The sequence below is a fragment of the Kitasatospora sp. NPDC101801 genome (assembly GCF_044766665.1).
Taxonomy (GTDB): domain Bacteria; phylum Actinomycetota; class Actinomycetes; order Streptomycetales; family Streptomycetaceae; genus Kitasatospora.
This window is the reverse complement of sequence record NZ_JBIWML010000018.1, coordinates 38,665-57,673: the sequence shown is the minus strand read 5'-3', so window position 1 is coordinate 57,673 and position 19,009 is coordinate 38,665. Positions and strand designations below refer to the sequence as shown.

The 19,009-nt window shown below is 69.2% G+C and carries 21 protein-coding genes; 10 read left to right on the top strand and 11 right to left on the bottom strand.

Annotation, left to right across the window (positions count from 1 at the left end; all coding sequences use genetic code 11):
• Positions 1-94: 94 nt before the first annotated feature.
• The 9 genes from ACIRPK_RS20715 to ACIRPK_RS20675 form a co-directional block, all read right to left on the bottom strand.
• The gene (locus tag ACIRPK_RS20715) at positions 95-658 is read right to left on the bottom strand and encodes a hypothetical protein (RefSeq protein ID WP_403040715.1); all 564 of its coding nucleotides are present in this window, start codon (positions 656-658) and stop codon (positions 95-97) included.
• 64 nt (positions 659-722) lie between these two features.
• Entirely contained in the window at positions 723-1,076 is a 354-nt protein-coding gene (locus ACIRPK_RS20710; protein ID WP_403040714.1) for a hypothetical protein, read from the bottom strand.
• A gap of 124 nt (positions 1,077-1,200) precedes the next feature.
• Positions 1,201-1,596 carry a hypothetical protein gene (locus tag ACIRPK_RS20705; RefSeq protein WP_403040713.1) on the bottom strand — a complete coding sequence of 132 codons (396 nt, stop codon included), beginning with the start codon at positions 1,594-1,596 and terminating at the stop codon, positions 1,201-1,203.
• 41 nt (positions 1,597-1,637) lie between these two features.
• Complete coding sequence (locus tag ACIRPK_RS20700) at positions 1,638-1,916, bottom strand: WhiB family transcriptional regulator (RefSeq protein ID WP_403040777.1); 279 nt, start codon at positions 1,914-1,916, stop codon at positions 1,638-1,640.
• 238 nt (positions 1,917-2,154) lie between these two features.
• Positions 2,155-2,430 (bottom strand): hypothetical protein, encoded by a 276-nt coding sequence (locus ACIRPK_RS20695; protein WP_403040712.1) that lies wholly within the window; start codon positions 2,428-2,430, stop codon positions 2,155-2,157.
• 139 nt (positions 2,431-2,569) lie between these two features.
• Positions 2,570-2,818: a hypothetical protein gene (locus ACIRPK_RS20690; protein WP_403040711.1), complete on the bottom strand. Its 249-nt coding sequence runs from the start codon at positions 2,816-2,818 to the stop codon at positions 2,570-2,572.
• Between the two features lie 145 nt (positions 2,819-2,963).
• The gene (locus tag ACIRPK_RS20685; RefSeq protein WP_403040710.1) at positions 2,964-3,143 is read right to left on the bottom strand and encodes a hypothetical protein; all 180 of its coding nucleotides are present in this window, start codon (positions 3,141-3,143) and stop codon (positions 2,964-2,966) included.
• 904 nt (positions 3,144-4,047) lie between these two features.
• Positions 4,048-4,203 (bottom strand): hypothetical protein, encoded by a 156-nt coding sequence (locus ACIRPK_RS20680; RefSeq protein ID WP_403040709.1) that lies wholly within the window; start codon positions 4,201-4,203, stop codon positions 4,048-4,050.
• Positions 4,200-4,586 carry a hypothetical protein gene (locus tag ACIRPK_RS20675; protein WP_403040708.1) on the bottom strand — a complete coding sequence of 129 codons (387 nt, stop codon included), beginning with the start codon at positions 4,584-4,586 and terminating at the stop codon, positions 4,200-4,202. Before ACIRPK_RS20675 ends, ACIRPK_RS20680 begins: the two co-directional genes overlap by 4 nt.
• A gap of 337 nt (positions 4,587-4,923) precedes the next feature.
• On the opposite strand from ACIRPK_RS20675, the gene ACIRPK_RS20670 reads away from it, so the two are divergent.
• The 4 genes from ACIRPK_RS20670 to ACIRPK_RS20655 all read left to right on the top strand — a co-directional run bounded on the left by ACIRPK_RS20670 (position 4,924) and on the right by ACIRPK_RS20655 (position 8,976).
• The gene (locus ACIRPK_RS20670; protein ID WP_403040707.1) at positions 4,924-5,709 is read left to right on the top strand and encodes a GntR family transcriptional regulator; all 786 of its coding nucleotides are present in this window, start codon (positions 4,924-4,926) and stop codon (positions 5,707-5,709) included.
• Between the two features lie 188 nt (positions 5,710-5,897).
• Positions 5,898-6,944, top strand: a complete 1,047-nt coding sequence (locus ACIRPK_RS20665; RefSeq protein ID WP_403040706.1) for an AAA family ATPase — start codon at positions 5,898-5,900, stop codon at positions 6,942-6,944.
• Positions 6,941-8,137 carry an HAD-IA family hydrolase gene (locus ACIRPK_RS20660; RefSeq protein ID WP_403040705.1) on the top strand — a complete coding sequence of 399 codons (1,197 nt, stop codon included), beginning with the start codon at positions 6,941-6,943 and terminating at the stop codon, positions 8,135-8,137. Before ACIRPK_RS20665 ends, ACIRPK_RS20660 begins: the two co-directional genes overlap by 4 nt.
• A 2-nt stretch (positions 8,138-8,139) precedes the next feature.
• The gene (locus ACIRPK_RS20655) at positions 8,140-8,976 is read left to right on the top strand and encodes a DUF1932 domain-containing protein (RefSeq protein ID WP_403040704.1); all 837 of its coding nucleotides are present in this window, start codon (positions 8,140-8,142) and stop codon (positions 8,974-8,976) included.
• A gap of 1,166 nt (positions 8,977-10,142) precedes the next feature.
• Here the strand turns inward: ACIRPK_RS20655 and ACIRPK_RS20650 are convergent.
• Positions 10,143-10,676, bottom strand: coding sequence for a hypothetical protein (locus ACIRPK_RS20650; protein ID WP_403040703.1), 534 nt, complete (start codon positions 10,674-10,676; stop codon positions 10,143-10,145).
• A 209-nt stretch (positions 10,677-10,885) separates the two neighbouring features.
• Here ACIRPK_RS20650 and ACIRPK_RS20645 point away from each other — a divergent pair, with 209 nt between their 5' ends.
• The 6 genes from ACIRPK_RS20645 to ACIRPK_RS20620 all read left to right on the top strand — a co-directional run bounded on the left by ACIRPK_RS20645 (position 10,886) and on the right by ACIRPK_RS20620 (position 18,340).
• On the top strand, positions 10,886-13,258 hold the full coding sequence (locus ACIRPK_RS20645; protein ID WP_403040702.1) for a hypothetical protein: 2,373 nt from the start codon (positions 10,886-10,888) through the stop codon (positions 13,256-13,258).
• Between the two features lie 60 nt (positions 13,259-13,318).
• Positions 13,319-14,122, top strand: a complete 804-nt coding sequence (locus ACIRPK_RS20640; protein ID WP_403040701.1) for a DciA family protein — start codon at positions 13,319-13,321, stop codon at positions 14,120-14,122.
• 95 nt (positions 14,123-14,217) lie between these two features.
• On the top strand, positions 14,218-15,576 hold the full coding sequence (locus ACIRPK_RS20635) for a replicative DNA helicase (protein ID WP_403040700.1): 1,359 nt from the start codon (positions 14,218-14,220) through the stop codon (positions 15,574-15,576).
• Positions 15,577-15,993: 417 nt separating this feature from the next.
• Positions 15,994-17,076 (top strand): DUF6083 domain-containing protein, encoded by a 1,083-nt coding sequence (locus tag ACIRPK_RS20630; RefSeq protein WP_403040699.1) that lies wholly within the window; start codon positions 15,994-15,996, stop codon positions 17,074-17,076.
• Positions 17,073-17,738: a hypothetical protein gene (locus ACIRPK_RS20625; protein ID WP_403040698.1), complete on the top strand. Its 666-nt coding sequence runs from the start codon at positions 17,073-17,075 to the stop codon at positions 17,736-17,738. Before ACIRPK_RS20630 ends, ACIRPK_RS20625 begins: the two co-directional genes overlap by 4 nt.
• The gene (locus ACIRPK_RS20620; protein ID WP_403040697.1) at positions 17,735-18,340 is read left to right on the top strand and encodes a hypothetical protein; all 606 of its coding nucleotides are present in this window, start codon (positions 17,735-17,737) and stop codon (positions 18,338-18,340) included. The genes ACIRPK_RS20625 and ACIRPK_RS20620 overlap by 4 nt, the downstream gene beginning before the upstream one ends.
• Positions 18,341-18,410: 70 nt before the next feature.
• Here the strand turns inward: ACIRPK_RS20620 and ACIRPK_RS20615 are convergent, their stop codons facing one another.
• The gene (locus tag ACIRPK_RS20615) at positions 18,411-18,911 is read right to left on the bottom strand and encodes a hypothetical protein (RefSeq protein WP_403040696.1); all 501 of its coding nucleotides are present in this window, start codon (positions 18,909-18,911) and stop codon (positions 18,411-18,413) included.
• Positions 18,912-19,009 lie beyond the last annotated feature (98 nt).

Genomic DNA, 19,009 nt, shown 5'->3' with positions numbered 1-19,009 from the left:
GCCGTCCGGCTCCCCGTCACCGCCCGACCGCCGACCCCGTTCGTGCTCGGGTCGGCGGTCGGGCGGATCAGGCAGCCTGAGGAACGGCACCGCTTCAGACCTCGACGGACGGAGCCGCGCTCAGGATCTCCACCGCCCGGGCCACCTGCTCGGCCCACTGCTCCAGGTACGGCCGCGTCGGCGTCGCCCGCACGCTCGTGGGCCCGCTCGTCAGGTTCACCAGCAGCTCCGCCGCCGTCCACGCCGCCTCCACGGGGTAGGTGAAGTGGGCGTTGGTCAGCAGCGCCGTCAGCGAGGCGAGGCCGGAGGCGAGGTTCCTCGTGGTGTCCCGCATCCACGGGTGGGTCTCCGGGATCGGGCTGCGCAGCACCAGAGCGATGCGCAGCCGGGTCGCCTGGGCGAGGTCCAGCGCGAGCTGGGTGAGGTCCAGCCGGGCCTTGGCCTCGGTGGTCTTCTCCCGGCGGTTGACCTCGCCCTCCAGGCCGCCGGGCGGCTTCGCCCGGAGCTCCAGCGAGGCGAGCTCGCGGTCGTGGCGGAGGCGGTGGAGCCGGGCCCGGCGCTCCGGGTCGTTCAGCCAGTTCCCGTGCACGCGCAGGGCGGCGAACGGGTCTGCGGCGCTGTCCTGGTGGCCCTTGAGCCACTCCGGATTGGTTGCCATGTCGTCTTCTTTCGTTCAGCTGTGGGGCTTGGGCGGTGCTCGGCAGGCCGTGGGCGGGGCCGGGCTACGGTGCGATGTCGGTCTGGAGCACCGGGGTTCGGGGGACGGTCAGGTAGGCGATGACCGAGTCGGTGGACACGATCAGCACTGGCGTGTCCTCCGGCAGCGCGATCAGCGCCTTGTTGAGGAGGTCGGCGAGGGCGCGCGCCTCGGCCCGCAGGGACCGCATCCGTGACCACAGGGAGTCCGGGGTGAGGCTGGGGTCCATGTAGTCGGAGGTGGTGAAGAGGACCGAGGCGGCCCGGGCCACGGCGAGCTGGGCGGTGATCGCGGCGAGCAGGCCCTCCTGGCCCGCCGGCAGCCGGTACTCACCGGTCATCAGCGGGTGCAGGTCGATCTCCGGCGACGGGGTGTACACGGGCGTCTCCTTCGGGTCGGATCGCTGGGCTGTCCAGCTCCCCTTCACCGCCGCCCGGCCGCACCCCAGGTCTCGTCCGGGGGCGGGGCAGGGCGGCGGATCGGGCAACCGGCAGACCTCGCTCTCACCGCGCGTCGGCGCCGGGGTCGAAGCGGCGGGCCTGCTCGACCAGGGCCGCGACCTGCTCCGGATGAGCGGCCTCCGCCAGCACGTGCCGCTGTTCGACCACCGCCGCGTACGTGCTCGCGGCGGACAGGACGAAGTCAGCCCAGTAGGTGAGGGCAGCCTCGCCCGGCTCGGCCAGGACCCGGTCGCCGCGCGGGTCCCAGGCGGTGCAGTGGGTCCGCGCCTTCACCTGGCCGAGGGTGCGCACCGTCAGGTTCGGCCACTGCGGGTCGGAGTCGATCGCCAGGACCTCGTACGCCTCGCTCCAGTAGCCGCACCAGTAGATGCCGCCCACCTGCTGCGGGCCGTACAGGCGCTCCAGCACCATCGCCCGCACCTTGTCGTTGCTCGTCATGCCAGGAACCTCCGGATCGGATCGGGTGGACATGCGCGGGGTCAGGCGGACTTCGCGCGGCGGCGGGCGGCCCGGCGCTTCATCGAACGCCGTTCGTCCTCGCTGAGCCCGCCCCAGACACCGGCGTCCTGCCCGGCGTCGAACGCCCATGCGAGACAGACATCCCGGACCGGGCATCGACGGCACACCGCCTTCGCCTCTTCGATCTGCAGCAGAGCAGGGCCGGTGTTCCCGACCGGGAAGAAGAGCTCCGGGTCCTCCTCCCGGCAGGTGGCGCGGTGGCGCCAGTCGTCGGTTGCCGTCGACCCCGTACGGGCCAGTGGGGCCACCGGCAGGTAGGCGCTGACGGTCCGGCTCAGCTGGTAGAGGTCGCCGGGCTCTGGCGGCCGGTGCACATTCAGCAGGTAGGGGTACTTCACTTCGGGCCCTCCTTCGGGCTCGCGGGCGGCGACTTCGGCTTCGGGTCGCCGCCGCCGATGTAGCTGCGGCACAGCAGGTGCTCGTACACGGGCATGTCCTCCAGGACGTGGGGTCCGGCCGGGTGCTCCGCCCGTCCGGTCAGGCCGCGATCTGTCCGGCCTCCCGGTCCGCCTGGTAGCGGAACGGCGGCCACGGGCGGATCGGGGTGGTCGGGGCCGGCGGCCGCGACGGCTTGCGCACACCGCGGGCCTTGCCGCCGTTCGGGTAGCGGCCCGAGCGGCACACGAAGCGGGGATCGGCACGCTTCTCGTTGAACGGCGACGTCTTCTTCAGGGCCTCGGTCTCGGCCGCGCTGCGCCGGTCCGGGTTGTCCTTGGGGGTGATCTTGGGGCTGGGTGTGTTCGGGTGGGCCATGTGCCCTCCTGGGCGGTCTTGGTGGAGGGGACCGTGGTGGTCCCGGAGCTCCCCATCACCGCCGGCCGCGCCCGCCGCCGCGCTGGTTCGCGGGCCGGGGGGCCGGGGGTCAGGGCAGCCACGGGGCTGCCGGACTGTGTCAGTCGTCGCAGTCGTCGTCGTGGTCGTGCTTCGCCTTCTTCGACGGCTTCTTCGACGCCTTCGCCGACGGCTTGGTCGCCGACGGCTTGGTCGTGGACGGCTTCGTGGTGGACTTCGCCATCAGCTGCGCCGCGGCCTGCGGCTGCTGACCGCAGTTGTCGGACCGCTCGTCCGAGCAGGCGGTCAACGCGGCTGCCGCCAGGACGACCGCCGCGACGCCGAGCGCCAACTTCGTCATGCGCTTCATGGGCTTCCCCTTTGAACCGGAGGGGACCTCGGTGGTCCCGGAGCTCCCCATCACCCCCGGGCACCGGCGCCACCGCGCTGGTGCGCGAGACGCTGGCGGCCGGGGGGTCAGGGCAACAACGGGGCAGGATCAGCGGACCTTCGGGTCAGCTGGTGCCGGAGCGGGCCTGCTGGACCTGCTCCGGAGTCGCGCCGTAGACCCGGGCCACCTTGGTGAAGGCCTCCGCCTTCAGCACCGCCATCGGGTCACCCGGGTTGGCGAGGACCTCGTCGATCGCGCCGCCCGCGAGCTGGGCGGCGATCCGGGTGTTGATCTCGTCCGACATGTCGAGCTCCTTCCGGAGCCGGGGCAGTCCCGGAACTCCCCTTTCCGCCCCGGTCCGACGGCGCATCAAAACTGCGCTTCGGGCCGGGGGTTCAGGGCAACCACGGGGCTGCTGAGCCGCCTGGTGGTCGCGCGATCGCGGCCACCAGGCGGTGATGCATCCCGCCGACAGGGCGGGGAACGCCGGCCTCACGGAGCCGGTATCCGGGTGACGATCTCGCTGTCTCTCACCTGGAACAGGGCGAATCGCACGGGCGGGTGGCACACCCCGCAGGGCGTGTTCTCCAGAGCCGAACCGCTTGGCAGCTGCGACAGCACCCGAAGGTGCTGCTCTCGCCGACGGCATCCCCTGCCGCCTCGGGGGGCGATCTGTCTCATCTCGCCCTCAAGCTCGGGACCCGCTGCTCCTCCACACCCGGGGGTGTCGTGCCTGCCAGCACGAAGGAGGAGCAGCTGCGGCCGGGCGGCTCGGCGTCCGTCCCCGAGGGGTCGGACGGCGCTGCCGTGGCCGGCGCCTACGCGCCGGTCCCGTGATTGCAATGCTCATGACACGCTGTTGAGTTCTGAAGGTCCGGTTGCTGCAGGATTCAGTCCCCCCTCGGGGTCTGCCTCCGCGCATTCGATCCACCGCTCTCGCGGTGAGCCACCGTTAATACACTCGGAGTGATCACTTGGTGGCAGAGCTGGGCCTAGCCAGGTCCCCAACCCCCGCGCCGCCCAGACGAGTTCGCCTGGGGGTGGTTCGCGGAGGAAGGGCAACAGCTAGAACTGCTGCTCCATAGGGTGGTGAACGGCCAGGTGGCGCTAGCCCCGGCCTGCGGCCTTCGCGGCCTCGATGCGTGCCTGCTGCTCACGCGCCTGACGAAGAGCCTCTTCTGCCTGCTGGCGGGCCTGATCCTGCGGCGTCACCGGGGACCACCGGCCTGGTGGTCGGCGACCGCGAGGCTGACCCGGGCCGCGTGCGCCTCGACCGAGGCGGCGAACTGCTGAGTCGTCAACGCCGGTTGAACCGGAGCCGGCGCCTGCGCCTGCTGTGCCTTGGACTGCTCGGTGGCACTCATGCGGCCACCTGCCCGTTCGCGTCGACTCGGACGGAGACGGCGAACCGGCCCTTGGTGGTCATGATGGCCACGGTGGCGATGTCACCGGTGTGGCTGACGTCCTCGGACTCCAGGGCGCACACGATGGACTCGAAGCCGACCGGCGAGACGGCCCCCAGGTCGAGGTTGCCCACGGCGCCGAGCTCGACGGCGAGACCCAGGAACGTGAACATCGCGGCGAAGCGGTCCTCGGCGATGTCCTCCTCGGACAGCCCGGCCGCCAGGAAGTCGGCGGTCCTGCTGGTGGCCGGCGCGGTGCGGAACTCCAGCACCGGCGCTACGGCCGAGTCGTTCATGGTGGGGTCGGTGTGGTCGGACAGTCCGACCTGCGGCAAACTGCTCACGGCGAGTTACTCCCTCAGTGAAGTTGAGGTTGAAGGTGATCGCCGTGGTGCGGCAGGCGTGCCGCACCAGCTGCGGGTCCGGGATTGCGAGTCCCGGGCCCGCAGTGTTTTCACCGGGTTGCGAGTCCCGGGTCAAACACAGCGATCTGGTCTGCCACCAGCAGCATCCGGGTTGCGAGTCCGTACCGCTTGGCGACGTGACAACAATCGCATGACGGCTCGTCAGAGTCAAGAGTGTTCCGGAGCTCTTGCCATATTCAAGGAGAGTTCCGGAGTTCTGCGCGATGTGGTTGACTGTTACGACACTCGCGCGAGTAGACAGAAAGGAGGCCGAAGCGTGGCAGGCAGCACTCGCTGGATGGAGCTCGCAACCCATCTGAAGAAGGGCATCGACGACGGCACCTACGCCGTTGGGGAGCAACTCCCCAACTACAAGGAACTGGCGGCACAAGGCTGGACTTCGACCGGCACGGTCAGGGACGCCTACCGGTCGCTCGTAAGCCAGGGCTACGCCGTGGTCAAGCACGGAAGCGGGTGCTTCGTCCGAGACCGGAGCGTCGTCAGCATTCCCCTGAGTCGCTACGCGCAGGCCAGCGGACTGGACGGGCTGGGCCCCTGGGAGACCGCAACCCGGCAGCAGGGTCTGGCCGGCGAGATGGTTCTGGTCGATGTCACGACGGTGGAGGCACCCGTGAGCATCGCGGCGAAACTCTCGCTCTCCGAAGCAACCGGGTACCAGGTGACCTGCCGAAGTCGCCACGCGATCATCCGCAACGCGGCGTCTGGTGATGAGGTCCTGCAGATCCAACAGGCCTGGTACCCAGCCGAGGTTGCCCGTCGCTGCGGACTCGACCGCGCAGGGAAGCGGGAAGGTGGTGTTCTCCCGGCACTTGCTGCGGCGTACCACCTTGGAGCCGCGGGCACGGAACGCGTCGGTTTCCGTCTCGCCACAGAAGCTGAGGTAAGCACCCTCAACCTGGCTCCCGGCTGGTTCGTCCTCCGGGCGGAACGGTTGATCACCGACGAGTCCGGCACCCCGCTGGAACTCCTCCAGATCGCGGCCGTGCCAGATCGAGTCGACTTCGTCTACGACGGGCTGAACTACCAGCGCCTGCCGTCCTAAGCCCTTCCGATCGCTGACTTGGTGCACCATGCCTTCCCTCCCTCTCAGCGTGACCTGGGAAAGGAGACAGGGATCTGAGTCAGATCGCCATCACATCTGCGTCAACATCTTCATGAACACGATCATCAACATGTCTTCAACATCGGCATCAACAGGTGATTCACGCTCTGCCCCCTAGGCTTCGGCGGGTGAGCGATGAGAGGGGCGGGGCTGTGGCCAGGGGAAATCCCGATTGGCGTCCGGACAAGTTGCGCGTACAGCGGCGAGCGCATGGCTTGACGCTTGAGCAGGCGAGGGAAGCACTGCGCAACGCCTGGGAGTGGGCGGGGCTGACGGATGATCCGCCGGCCGCCAATCCGCAAACGCTGAGCCAACACGAGAACGGCGAGGTGTACCCAGGACCGGACTACCGTCGGGCCTACTGCCTGCTCTACCAGTCGACCGAGCCAGAGCTGGGCTTCCGTCGTGCCTGGCCGGGCGAGGAGTTGCCGAAACTGCAGCTGACGCCTTACGACGATCAGCGCAACGGCCAGCATGTGCTGGCTGTTGAGCGCGCCCTGCTGAAGATCACGGCCAGCTCCGACGAGGGTGACTCCTACGGCGTCCAGCAGAAGATCATGGATGCGTGGAGGCGGCGACGGACGGGGGGCGACCCCCATCGGCCGACCCTCGTCCTAGTCGGCGGCTTCGCAGGCAGCGGCAAGACCGAACTTGCCAAGTTCTTCACCGCGCTCACCGGCTGGCCACTCCTGGACAAGGACCCGCTCACTCGGCCACTTGTGGAAGGCCTGCTTGTTGCCCTTGGTGGCGATCCGAATGATCGCCACACGAACCTCTACCGCGAGAAGGTCCGGGCACTGGAGTATGAGTGCCTGATGCAGTCCGCCTACGCGAACGTCGAAGGCGGCATCAGCACGATCCTCAGTGCGCCCTTCATCGCCGAGATGGCCTCTGCGGACTGGATGGCCAGGCTGATCAACAAGTGCGAGGCGAAGGGCGTTGACGTCTCGCCGATCTGGGTGCAGTGCGATCCGGAGTCGATGCGGGAGTACATCAGCCACCGGTCGGCGGCCCGCGACTCCTGGAAGCTCCGCCAGTGGGACGACTACCTCAAGACCATCGACACCGAGCTGCGCCCGGTGGTACCTCACTTCGTAGTGGACAACCGGGCCGGCGCCGCTGTCAGCCTCGCCGACCAGGCCCGCGCGGCCGTTGCTGCGGCGGTTCGCTCATGAGCAACACGGGCATCATCCTGTACGGTCCCCCTGCTGCAGGCAAGGACACCGTAACCCGCGAACTCGCCAAGCTCTCATCGGAGTTCAGCCTGTTCTCGCGGGTGAAGATTGGCCCGGGCCGTTCCACTGGCTACCGTATGGGCACGCCGGCGCAGCTCGCCGAGCTGCGAGGCAGAGGCGCGGTGGTCTACGAGAACTCTCGCTACGAGAGCACGTACGTGACTGACCGGCCCGGGCTCGACGCGGCCTTCACAATCGGGGTTCCGGTCATGCACCTCGGCCAGATTGAGGGCGTCCGGGCTGTGCAGGTCGGCTACCCCGCACAGTGGCTGACTGTCCTGCTCTGGTGCCCTCGTGAGGCCACCGCCAGCCGTTCGGCCGGACGCGGCGATGCGGATACTCCCGCACGCCTCTCGGCATGGGACGCCACCCGGGACGACCTCGACGCCCACCCGGAGTTCGGCTTCGACCTGGTCATCGACACCACCCAGCTCACCCCGGAGCAGGCAGCTGAGCAAATCCGTGCCACCATCGCGCCTCAGGCCGAGCAGCGGCTTCTGCTGATCGACTTCGACGACACATTGATCGCCCGGCTCCCGGCGGTCACCGCCTGGGTCACCGAATACACCGACCGGCACCGGCTCCCGGAGACGACCCGCGATCGGATGCTCTCCGCCATGCGCGTACGGGCCGACCGCGATGTCCTTGACACCCTGGTCACCGAGCTCGACCTGCCTCACAGCGCCGAGGCCCTCTGGGCGCTCTACAGTACTGAGTTCCCGAAGACCGTTCGACCTTTTCCTGGCGTCACCGAGGCGCTCACCGAACTTCGAGCCGCAGGCTGGAAGGTGGTCATCGCCACGAACGGCGGGTCAGCGATCCAGCGCGCCAAGCTCACCGTCTCCGGGATCGCCGATGTAGTCGACGGGATCTGCATCTCGGAGGAAGCCGGGGCTCGCAAGCCCGACTCTGCCCTCTTTCACGCGGCCGCCGCTGGCATCGGTCTGCGCCTGGTAGATGGCGGCTGGATGGTTGGCGACAACGCCGACCTGGACATCCGCGGCGCCCAACAGGTCGGGCTAAGGACCGCGTGGGTCTCTCACCATCGTTCCTGGGCTGATGGGCCAGCCCCGACCGTCAGCGCACCGAACACCCTCACCGTGCTCAACCAGCTGCTCAATAAGGAGGCGTAATCGTGGGTCATACCCTTGGGATCCTCCACCCAGGCAGTATGGGAGCGGCCGTCGCTGCCTGCGCGGCCTCAACTGGCTCCACTGTGCTGTGGTGCTCTCAGGGGCGCAGCCCCGCAACGGTCGCCCGCGCCGAGCAGGCGGGCTTGGTACCAGCAGCCAGCTTGGAACAGCTCCTGGAGCGTAGCGACGTGGTGCTCTCACTGTGCCCGCCGGCCAACGCTGAGGAAGTCGCCCGCCAGGTCGCTGCTGCTGCCTTCGCTGGAGTCTTCGTTGAAGGCAATGCGATCAGTCCTGAGCGGGCCGCGCTGATCAGCGAGGTGGTCGGCGTCAGCGCACGCGCTGTGGTGGACGGTGCGGTCATCGGCTCACCACCTGTTGGTGCTAAGAAGGCCAAGCTCTACCTCTCCGGCCCCGCCAGCGCGATGGAGTTGGTTGCCAGCTTGTTCGCCAATACGGCTGTCGCGACTCCGGTGGTGGGCGAGCAAGTCGGTCAGGCGAGTGCTCTCAAGATCTCCTACACCTCGTTCCAGAAGGCCAGCAGAGTCCTCGTAGCGCTGGCGTACGGTCTGGCCGAGCATCACGGCGTCGGCCCAGCGCTTCTTGACGTCGCTGGGAAGCGGCAGGGGAGCTATCTGTCCGAAACCGATTACATCGCCACGACCGCGCGGCGAGCGTGGCGATGGGCGCCTGAGCTGGCCGAGGCAGCCGATGCACTGCGGGAGGCCGGGCTGCCGGACGAAGCGATGCGGGCCGTCGCTGAGACGCTCCGAACCTGGACCACCGCTAAGGATGACGCAGCTCTCACTGTCAAGGACGCACTCCACATGCTGAAGAGCTGACGGTGAGCAACTACGGGCCGGTGGTGTGATGAACGGTCAAGCCCGACACACACGCGCGAGGAGTGCAATGGCGTGGCAGGAGAGGGTGTCTGTGGGCGTAGGATCAGACACGGACCGCAACTGCTCGCGGGGGGTGGAATCCCTGCAAGGCGGTGAAGGTCCAGAAAGCCCAAAGCCCCGTTGCAACCGCGGCGGGGTGGAATAGTCCCCACCGGACTCGGTTGCCCGGGGCCGGGGGGTCAGGAGCTTCGTCGTAGTCGCTCGACTGACCCCGCACACCTACTAGGAGAGGTGGCGCTGTGAATCAGCGTACCCGTAGTTCGACTCGCCGGTGCAACAGCACCCGGCCGGTGTCGCGCGGCTCACTGCCGCGCCCGGCCGCTACGAGCTTGTTCAGGTCTGAGATTTCCCAGGTCGGCGGCGTTGCCCGCCGCGTTGGGTTCACCCGTCCGTGTGACGCCCGCGCTGTTGGGCTGGTCCGTTCGGGTTGTCCTGCGCTCCGTGTCGTCAGGAGCGTGGTGTCTGCTGTGGCCGCCTTGGGCGGCCAGCCCGGCGCGGGGGTGGGGATGACCTAGGCCTACTGGGGCGGCGCGTCCGTCCGCTTGTCCTCCTGCCAGGGAGGGCTTGCGGTAGCGCCGCCCGGGAGCCCACCGGGTTAGCAGCCCGGTAGTGCGCCCAGATGTGTTCCTCGTGAGTGACCGCCTTCGCCTTGTCGGGCGTCGGCCTGTCGACTCGCACTTTCATTCGGTTCTGCGGAGAACCGCTTCGACCCGGTGAGGGGCTTCTGCGTGCCCTCCCCGCGTCAGTAGGAGAGCAACGTCATGATGCAGCATCGCGCTGCCATTTTCCACTCCGGCGTGCCCGCACGTCGTCGAAACCGCCCGTTTTCGGCCTCTCCGGCCATGCGGGCCATTCGCGGTTCGCGCTCGGCTGAGCCGCAGCCGACCCGTGGCCGTGGGTGGGTTCGTGCTGTCACGACTCAGGCCGTCTCGCCGGAGGCACTGCTCCTGGGCGAGCCGATGCGCCTGCGACTGCCGGCGGCTGTCCACGCCCTTCTGGCGAACAAGACAGGGGCCTCGGATCCCGTATCGGCCAGTTCGGCAGACACGGTTCCGAGGACCCTGAGGTCGGAGTCGGAGTTGGCGGCAAGCGCCGACGGCCCGCGGTCAGCCCTCCAGGACTGGAGCGGAGACCTTCTGCTCCACGAAGGCCCACTGGCCTCCGGGCGCCGAGAGCGGCGTGCCGGGCGGGACGGTCATCCAGAGCGATCCGTCACCATCGACGAGGACCAGGCCTTGCGCGTGCAGGGAGTGCAACGACTCACGGATGTCGTCGGACGTGGAACCCATCGATTGCTGCAGCTCAGCCGCAAGGGCGCTGTCCCGCAGGATCAGGTCGAGGTGACCGGCAGCGGCGAAGGGCACCTTCGGTCCGTAGAACGTCCGGTACTCCAGCATCAGGCGCATCGTGAAGACCTCGCCGGAGTCTGCACCGTAGGTCTCCGTGAGCATGGCGATCACCTCTTCGTCGTCACCGACGGGGGTGTGCCACTCCTCGTAGTAGGCGCCCGGCGGCTTGAGGGAGTGCAGGGTGCGCGGACGCGGCGTCATGACCGGGCGGGGGCCGATGCGTTCGGCTGCCGCTGCGCGACGGGTGGCTTCGCGGGCGCGGCGCGCGGCGGGGTTCTTCTTGGCTGCCATGTACGTCACAACGATTGCGGGCTCCCTGCGGCACGTCGTTCGGGGGTGGCGCTGTGACGGCACAGTCTGCCGCCCAGCACGGGGCGCCCCGCGCTCACAGGACGTCCGTCGGACCGATCCCGGGTCAGCGAGTAGCTCGCGGCCGCGGATGGGTCCGTGCTGTCCCGAACCAGGCGGTCTCGCCGGAGCCGCTACTGCTGGGTGAGCCGATGCGGCTGCGGCTGCAGGCGGCGGTCCACGCCCTGCTGGCGGACGAGTCGATTGTGGGGCTGTCGGACGCCGCGCGCTTGGCCGCCGTGGTGGTCTACGCCAAGGGCGCGGTGGCGAGCGGCCGGACCGTGCTGTCTTCCGGCAAGCTCGCCCGGTGGCTCGGTGTGAGCGTCTCGATGGTCAGCCACAAGGTGCTGCCGCCGCTGCGCTCCCGCGGCGCCCTGCGGACCCTGGTGGTCACCAACGAGCACGGCGAGCCGGTGGCCCTCGACCTCAGCCTGGAGCCGGTGGCTCGGCTGCGGCGTGCCCGCGATGTCCGGCACCCGCTTGCCCTCTCCCTCCCGGAGTTGGTGACGCTGAAGCGGCTGTGCGAGGCGCTGTTCGGTACGGGGCGGACCCCGAAGAACTCCGCGCCGACCCCGCCCGGCCTACTCGCGCTCCGCGAGCGGGAGCAGCGGCACGGTGCGGCGACGGACCGTCTGGCGCTTCTGTTGCTGGTGCTGTCGTGCCGGGAGGACGGCCGGCTGAAGCTGTGCTCGGGTTCCTTGAAGGCGCCGGAGCTGGGCCGGGGTGCTGCCACCCTCGGTCTGCTGATGCGGGGCGGCGCGAAGGCGGTCACCCCGGCGGTCGCCGACCGGGTGCTCTCGCGGCTGGAGGTCAGCGACCTGGCCTTTGTGGAGCGGGACGAAAACGGCGTGCCGACGGGCCGGGTCATCCTGGTGCCGGTGGCAGAGAGCTACGCGGCGGTGCGCCCGGGCAAGAAGGTGCCGGGCGCGCGGCCGGCTGCCCGTCCGGAGCTGCGCGAGGTCGAGGTGCCGCAGGCTGCTGCGCCGGCGGCTGCTGCGGCGTGCGCGGACGCGGAGGCCGTGCAGGAGGCTCTGGCGGCTTCTTCGTTGCCGTCGGTGAGTACCGAAGGAGATCTTGAATGCCCCGAGCGGCTGACGGAGGCTCAGGAAGGCTCTGGACCTGCGGAAATGCCGGTCGAGGCGTCTGGTGCGGCGGTTTCGGCGAGTGCCGACTTCCACGCTCCCCACGCTCTTGTGGCTACTCCTGGTGATCCTGTTGACGAGGTAGATGGCTTTTCCGGCGCTTGCGCCGTTGGGGTTGACCAGCGTCGGCCGGAACGCGCGAGTGCGCGCGAGAATGCACCGGAGTCCGACCTGCCCCGACTTCGGCTCGTCGGTGGCGAGGACGGCCCGCTTCGCGGGGAACAGCCCGAAAACTCCAGCTCGATCGGCACAACACCCGGCCCGCAGATGGCCCGCCAGCCCCGGAGAGGGCACCTGTACGCGGTCACCCGCACCGCTCCCCCGACCGACCTGGCCATGGCGATCGCTCCGGTGCTCGCCGTGTGGGAGTGCTTGGACCGGCCCTGGCTTCGTGACAGGGCGGCCACCGCGGTTCGGGAGCAGCTGACGGCGATCGGTCGGTGGACCGGCGAGAGCCGAGCCCCGGAGGTGCTGGCGGAGCGGCTCAAGTACCGTCTGAAGCTTCAGGGCGGCGCTGCCAAGGTCACCTCGCCGCTCGGCTGGCTGCTCGACAAGGGCCTGCCCCAGCGCAAGATGTGCGCCCACGACGGCTGCGACGACTCGATCCGGCTGCTCACCGGCGAGGACTGCACCACCTGCACGATGGGGGTGGTGGACCGCCGCTCCACCCGCAGGGCCATCATCCAGCAGGTCGTCCGGGCCACCCCTGGCTTCACCTTCGAAGAACGACAGCCGATGATCGACGCACAGCTGCGCGAGGACGCCCAGGACCGCGCGGAGCGGACCGCGCACGCCCTGGCTCTCAAGCACGCCGAAAATCAGCGCCTGGCGCAGGCGGAGGAAGCCGCCCAGGCCCGCCGCCTGGCACGGCCCTGCGCCGACTGCGGCATCCAGGAGGCAGATGGGCTGTGCACGCTCTGCACGGTCAAGCGGGCCACCCAGGCCGCGATCGTGGAGGTCGTGAACCTCGCACTCGTGGGCCGTGCCGATCTGAGGGACCCTCAGAGCGTCCGGGCTGTCAACACGCAGGTGCGGGCGGAACTTCGGGAGGAGATGCTCAGCGCCGTACCGGCCGGCGCCGACCAGCACGGTGCGCACTCCAGCTACATGCACACCGCTCAGGCCGCGGTCCAGATGTACCGGGCCGAGGCTCTGCGCAAGCTCGCCTGCAGCCCCGAGGCTGACGCCGACGCCGCGCTGACCCAGGAGGCCGAACTGCGCCGAATGGGCAACCCGGACAGTGACTCCGCCCAGCGGGCGGCCCGGCGGACGGCTCAGGAGAGCCGACGCCGCACTGCCCGGCACCTGCTGGAAGCCCGCCTGGCGGCCGTGCTGGCGCTGCGTCAGCACGGTGGCCGCCCCTGCGCGCCCGCCGGTCGCTGATGTTCCGCGGCCATGCAGGAACCACTCGATTTGAGTGCCACGTACGGAAGGATGGACTTCATGACCAAGCAGCCCGCCCCGCCCGGCAGCCCCATGCGCCCGGTCGGCATCGAGGGACAAGACCTCGCCTGGGACCTCCTGCGGGCCTACAAGGAGAACGCCCGGCGCCGAGGCGACTTCAGCCTGCGCTCCGGGCTGTCCCGAACACCCATGCCGCGGTTCCGGGTGAACAACGAACCCGAGCTGGCGCTGAGGATGTTGATCGAGGAGCTCCAGCAGGTGGAGATGTACCAGCGCATCGCCCCGCTGGCCCACCTGCAGGCAGCCTGGGGCTGGATCGTCGGACCTGAGATCGCCGAGCACGCGCGGCCGATCGCCTTCAACGCGAACTCCGGCCTGCTCACCCTCGCAACGGACTCCACCGCCTGGACTACCCAGCTCGGCCTCCTGTCCCGGCAGTTGATCGCCCGGGTCAAGCACGAGCTCCCCCACGTAAACGTCCGCGCCTTCGAATTCTCCGCGGAAGCGGCTGGCAGCAGAACCTTCGACCCCGCTACCGCCCACCGCACTCCACCGCCAAGGAAGTACCCCGACCCGGTCCCCTACCGGCCGCGAACGGCCCTGCCCGGAGCCGAAGCCGCACGCGCGCACCTTCACCATCGCCTGGAGGCCGATCAGGCCGGGCGAGCCGCCCGGCGCCAGGAGGACGAGCGGACGCTCGCGGTCCCTGCCGGCTGGCTGAGCGGCACCGAGAACCTCAACCCCCGCCCGCCCTCTGCAGCAGCCGAGCGCAAGCGATTCGCCGCCGCCACCGCGGCCGCGCTCCGAGCCCGGCAGCGCCACTACGCCCGGCCCGAAGCCTGACGGCCATTCAGCACAGCGCCACGAACGTGGTATGACCATGCACAACAGGGCATTAAGTCAGCGGAAACCGAGTACCACCGAGGGGCTGGGACCTGATGAGCGACGACACCGAACCGGTCACACCGGCCGAGCCCGACCCGCAGCCGGCCGACTACGACCTGGACGAGCGCGGCCTGCTCAGCGCCATGATGCGCTCGCCCAACGTCGTCGCCGACGTCCTGGAAACCATCGAATCAGCCGACTTCCGCCTCCCGGCCCACGGCCTGATCTACCTGGCCGTCCTGGAGCTCTACGGCCAGAACGAGACACCAGACCCCATCGTCGTCGGCAAGCACCTGGCCGACCTCGGCGACCTGGACAAGGTCGGCGGACAAGCGTACATCGACGCCATCGCAGCCACCGACCCCAGCGCCCGCCGGGCGGTACAGCGAGCACAACGCATCCACCAGAGCGCCGTCCGCCGCCGCCTGGGCGAAGCAGCCGTCAACATCGACCGCGCCGCCGCCAGCGGAGCACCGATCGAAGACGTCATCGCGCTCGCCGAGGCCGAAGTGTTCTCCGCAGCCGACCCCAACCGCCACCGACTCCACGTCCCCCTCCTGAGCACGTTCATCGAAGAAGCCCTCGACTTCATGGAGCTGGCCGGCACACCCACCGCACCCATGAGCGGTATCCCCACCGGCTTCGCCGCACTGGACGCCCTCACCAACGGACTGCAGAACGGCAACCTCATCGTCATCGGAAGCCGCCCCGCCATCGGGAAGAGCACCCTCGCGATGGACATCCTCCGCAACTGCGCCATCACCCACGGCATCCCCGCAGCCCTGTTCACCCTGCAGATGCGCCGCAGGGAAGTCTCCCTGCGACTGCTGTCCGCAGAAGCCCGCGTCGCCCTGCACCACATGCGCAGCGGCAACATGACCGACGAAGACTGGATCAGAGTCGCCCGTCGAATGCCCGACATCGCCGCTGCTCCGCTCTACGTCGACGAGTCTCCGAAAACGCTTCTGGAAATCAGGTCGAAGGCGCGTCGCCTCAAGGCCCGCAACGACATCGGGCTGATCGTCATCGACCCTGTTCAGCTCCTCCATTACGGCCTGCGCCAGTTTTCCAGCCGCTACGAAGAGGTCAACGAAATCTCGCGGCACGCAAAAGCGATGGCCATGGAGCTGGACATCCCCGTCGTCGTCCTGTCCCAGCTCAACAGGGGACCGGAGCAACGCGCCGACAAGCGTCCACAGCCCTACGACCTGCGGGATTCCGGAACGCTTGAGGATGATGCGGACCTGGTCATCCTTCTCCACCGAGAGGACGCCTACGAGAAGGAATCACCTCGGGCAGGTCTGGCCGACCTCATTATTGCCAAGCATTCGCAGGGGCCGAATGCCACAATCGAAGTAGCATTCCAGGGGCATTATTCGCGATTTGTCGATATGGCACCGGATATTGCCTGACTTTTTGTAGCGTCTCAGATTCCGTGTCATTTTCTCAGCCGCAGTCTCACGCCGATGTCATGTCGCAGGTCAGCGGCTCGCATCGAACGGGAGTGCTGAGGAAATGACATGGATCGTGAGACTGCGACCGCCTGACACGGCGTGAGACAGCGGAAGAACGCCCAGCTCACAGCGTCGGCGGATGACACAGGGATTGAGAACCTACACGAGGCCTGCCAGGCCGTCGGGCGAGCAACGTGCACACCGGAACGACACCCCGGCTGCCGCGAGTGGATTCATCGCCGGCGCATGACGATCCATCACCCCGCGACGCACAGACCGTACTCACGGTCGGCACGAGGTTGCGTCCCGGACCGGTCGAGTAGTGCATGATGGTGCGTCAGCGTCAGAGATGACGGGTGCGGAAGGGGACCGCTGATGCAGACGAGGACCGGCAGAGACGGCCTGCAGAACGCGCGCCTTCACGCAACCAGCCCGTCCAGGACCCTGCGCTCCCATGCCGAGGGCCGATGCCGCTGGTGCGGCAACCGAATCGTCTGGTTTGACCGTTATGACGGCGGACGCATCCCCCTCACCCCCGTCGAGTTCCCCAAGGCCGGCATCCCCCAGCGCTACCGCTGGACCGTGAGCGGCGGCCTCGCCCAGCCAGGCAGCCACGGCCGGCTCGACCAGTTCTGCCGGATCGCCCACCCCGCCATCTGTCCCGCCGCCCAGCACGAAGACCTCGACGAGCGTCTCCTCCCACTCCTGCAGAGCCTCGGCGTTCTCACCCAAAAAATGATCCGAGCAGGCGAGTTCACCCCGCCCCCGCAGAGCGAAGCGGCCACCGAAGAGGCCGTCCAGGACGCCGAACCCGAAGCGGCACCAGCAGCCGACAGCCGACCCGTCCGACACGTCATCGCCTGGAACGACCGCCTGCGCATCGCCCCCGGCCCGGTCGACGACCTGCGCTGCGTCGCCTTCGACGACAACACGCAAGAGCGGTGCGACCGCCCGGTGTTCGACGAGACCGAAGGATGCTGGCAGCAGATCCCCCTGCCCCCGCCGGCGACCCGCCGCCGCACCGCCGCCCCACGCGGGGCGATCTGGGTCTGGGAGCTCACCCCCCTCGCCTACATGGACGCCCTGCGCTGGGTCCGCCAGCACTGCCAGGCCCACCACGGAAGCGACGCGACCAACGCCGTCGCCGTCGAGATCGTCGACTTCCACCCCGACCGGCACGCCGCCTACCTCACCCGCACCCGCCCCGAGGGCTACCAGGACGCGGAGAAGGACACCGGCGCCGAGGAGCCCAGCGGCCCCAAGCGCACGACCTGCGCAAGTACCGACTGCCACAACGCCACCCTCGACCGCCGCGCACCCAAGGGCTGGCTGTGCTGGCAGTGCACCCGAACCGCCAAGCGCCGCGTCACCACACACCGCCGCTGGCAGAGCGACCCGACAAGCGAACAACCCGCACGCCCCTGGCGCCGCCTCCCGGGGCAAGGAGACGCACCATGACCACCCCCTACCTGGCTCGGGGGATGAACCCCGTCTCGTGGGTCACCGAAGGCTTCCCGCCCGTGCTCCTGCACGTCCTCGCCAAGAACTCCGGCGGGCTGCCTCCGGACGTCCCGGCCCTGGTGCACGACCAGCTCGCTGTCCGCACACCCGCCGAGATGCGGGAAAGGATCGAGCGGCGCTGGTACCTGCTCTACTCCGGCCTGCACAACGGCGAGCTCAAGAAACGCGCCGACGAGATCGCCGTCGCCCTGGTCCGACCAGGCAACTGCACCGACCCCAACTGCGAAGACGGCGACCTGCGCGACGAGCGCGGCACCTGCGTCCTGTGCCGCCCCAGCCGCTCCGAGTTCAACATGCGCGCCGAGGACATCCCGGACGGCCGCCGCTCCTCCCCCGAGACCGTCGCCCGTGCCGCCGCCTCGATCCGCGCGCAGCTTCGCCGTACCCACGGCACCAGCCGCAGCGAGAGAAGCCGCCACACCCTGCGCGACAACCTTCCCGCCTACCAGCCGGCGCCCTACCTCCTCCGGGAGCCGGAGGAACCGGCCGAGGACGACATCGCACAGGAACCACCGGCACCACGCTGGCGCCTGCGCGAACCCGAGCACCACTTCGCCGGGCAGAGCACCGCCCCGCTCACCCAGGAGCAACGATCGTGAACCTCCGCCCGGCCAGCCCCACCGTCCTCGCCGTTCTCCTCGCCGACGGCTGGCACGACGTCGAACCCGGAACCTTCACCACCGGCACCTTCAGCAGCCCCGCCGGCGGCCGCCAGCACGGCAGCAGGCGCAGCGCAAAGCAAACGGTCGGCTTCGCCTTCACCGCCACCGACGGCCAGCGCATCGCCGGGCCGTTCACCTCCGTACACGCCCTGCGAAGCGCCCCAGCCTTGGAAACTGCCCCACAGCTGCCGCAGTGGTGCGGCAGCTGCAACGACGGCAAACCGACCGCCAACCCCAGCGAGCGGTGGGTGGAAAGCGAAAACGGAAGGCTGAGCCGCTGCCCCGACTGCAACCCGAACGCCGGAGCGACAGCGGATGCTCAGCACCTTCCATGGTGCGGACGGTGCCAGGCATCCGCCGCCCGCTGGACCTTGTGGAGGTACGAGAAGGACGGCAACGTCTATCACCAGTCCATCCCCTGCCCGCAGTGCCATCCGGACCCTCAGCAGCTCCTGATCAAGGTTCCCCGCGCCCGTGCCTCCTACGAAGCCTGCATGACGCTGCTGAAGATCAGCGCCGAAGGTCGCGCCCGGCCCTGAGCCTGCGCGGGAGACGACGAAAGGGGCAGCCGGGCGAGTTGTCCGCTCGGCTGCCCCTACGGGCTGCTGGTCAGTGCCCGGTGTACCAGGTCGGTCGGGTCGGTGTTGCTCCCGCGCTGCATGAACTCCAGCACCAGCCACACCTCGCAGGGCTGCCCGGGCGCTCGTCCAGGGGGTCGCGGTGGGCGGTGCGGGTCGCGCTCGGGTCCACCGACAGGTGCGCGGCGGCGGTGTTGACGTCGGTGGTCTCCACCTGGCCCGGGTCCTCGGCGTAGGACTCGTACTCGTGCGGGTCGTCCGCCAAGTCCGCCTCGGTCAGCACGGTCTTCCAAGGCAGTGGCATGCCGGTCCACTCGGCGTCCCCGTGGCGCCAGTAGCCCCGGATCACCTCGCCGTCCTGGGCCGCCGCCCAGGTCACCGCGTCGGCGAACGGGTCCTGGTAGTACACCTGGGCCCGGCCGCACGCCGTGCTGAGCCGTTCGATCACCTCGTGCGGGCCCCACGTGGTCGCCCCCAACGGCTCGTAGGCGTAGATCAGCCGCCAGCCCGTGTACTCCCGGGTGACAGACACCCGGTGCACCTCGTCCGGCGAGTACTTGGCGTCCTCCGACTGTGCCTCCTGCAGGGGTGGCGCGAGTACTGGGGAATTTCTGATGCAGCCCGGCTGGA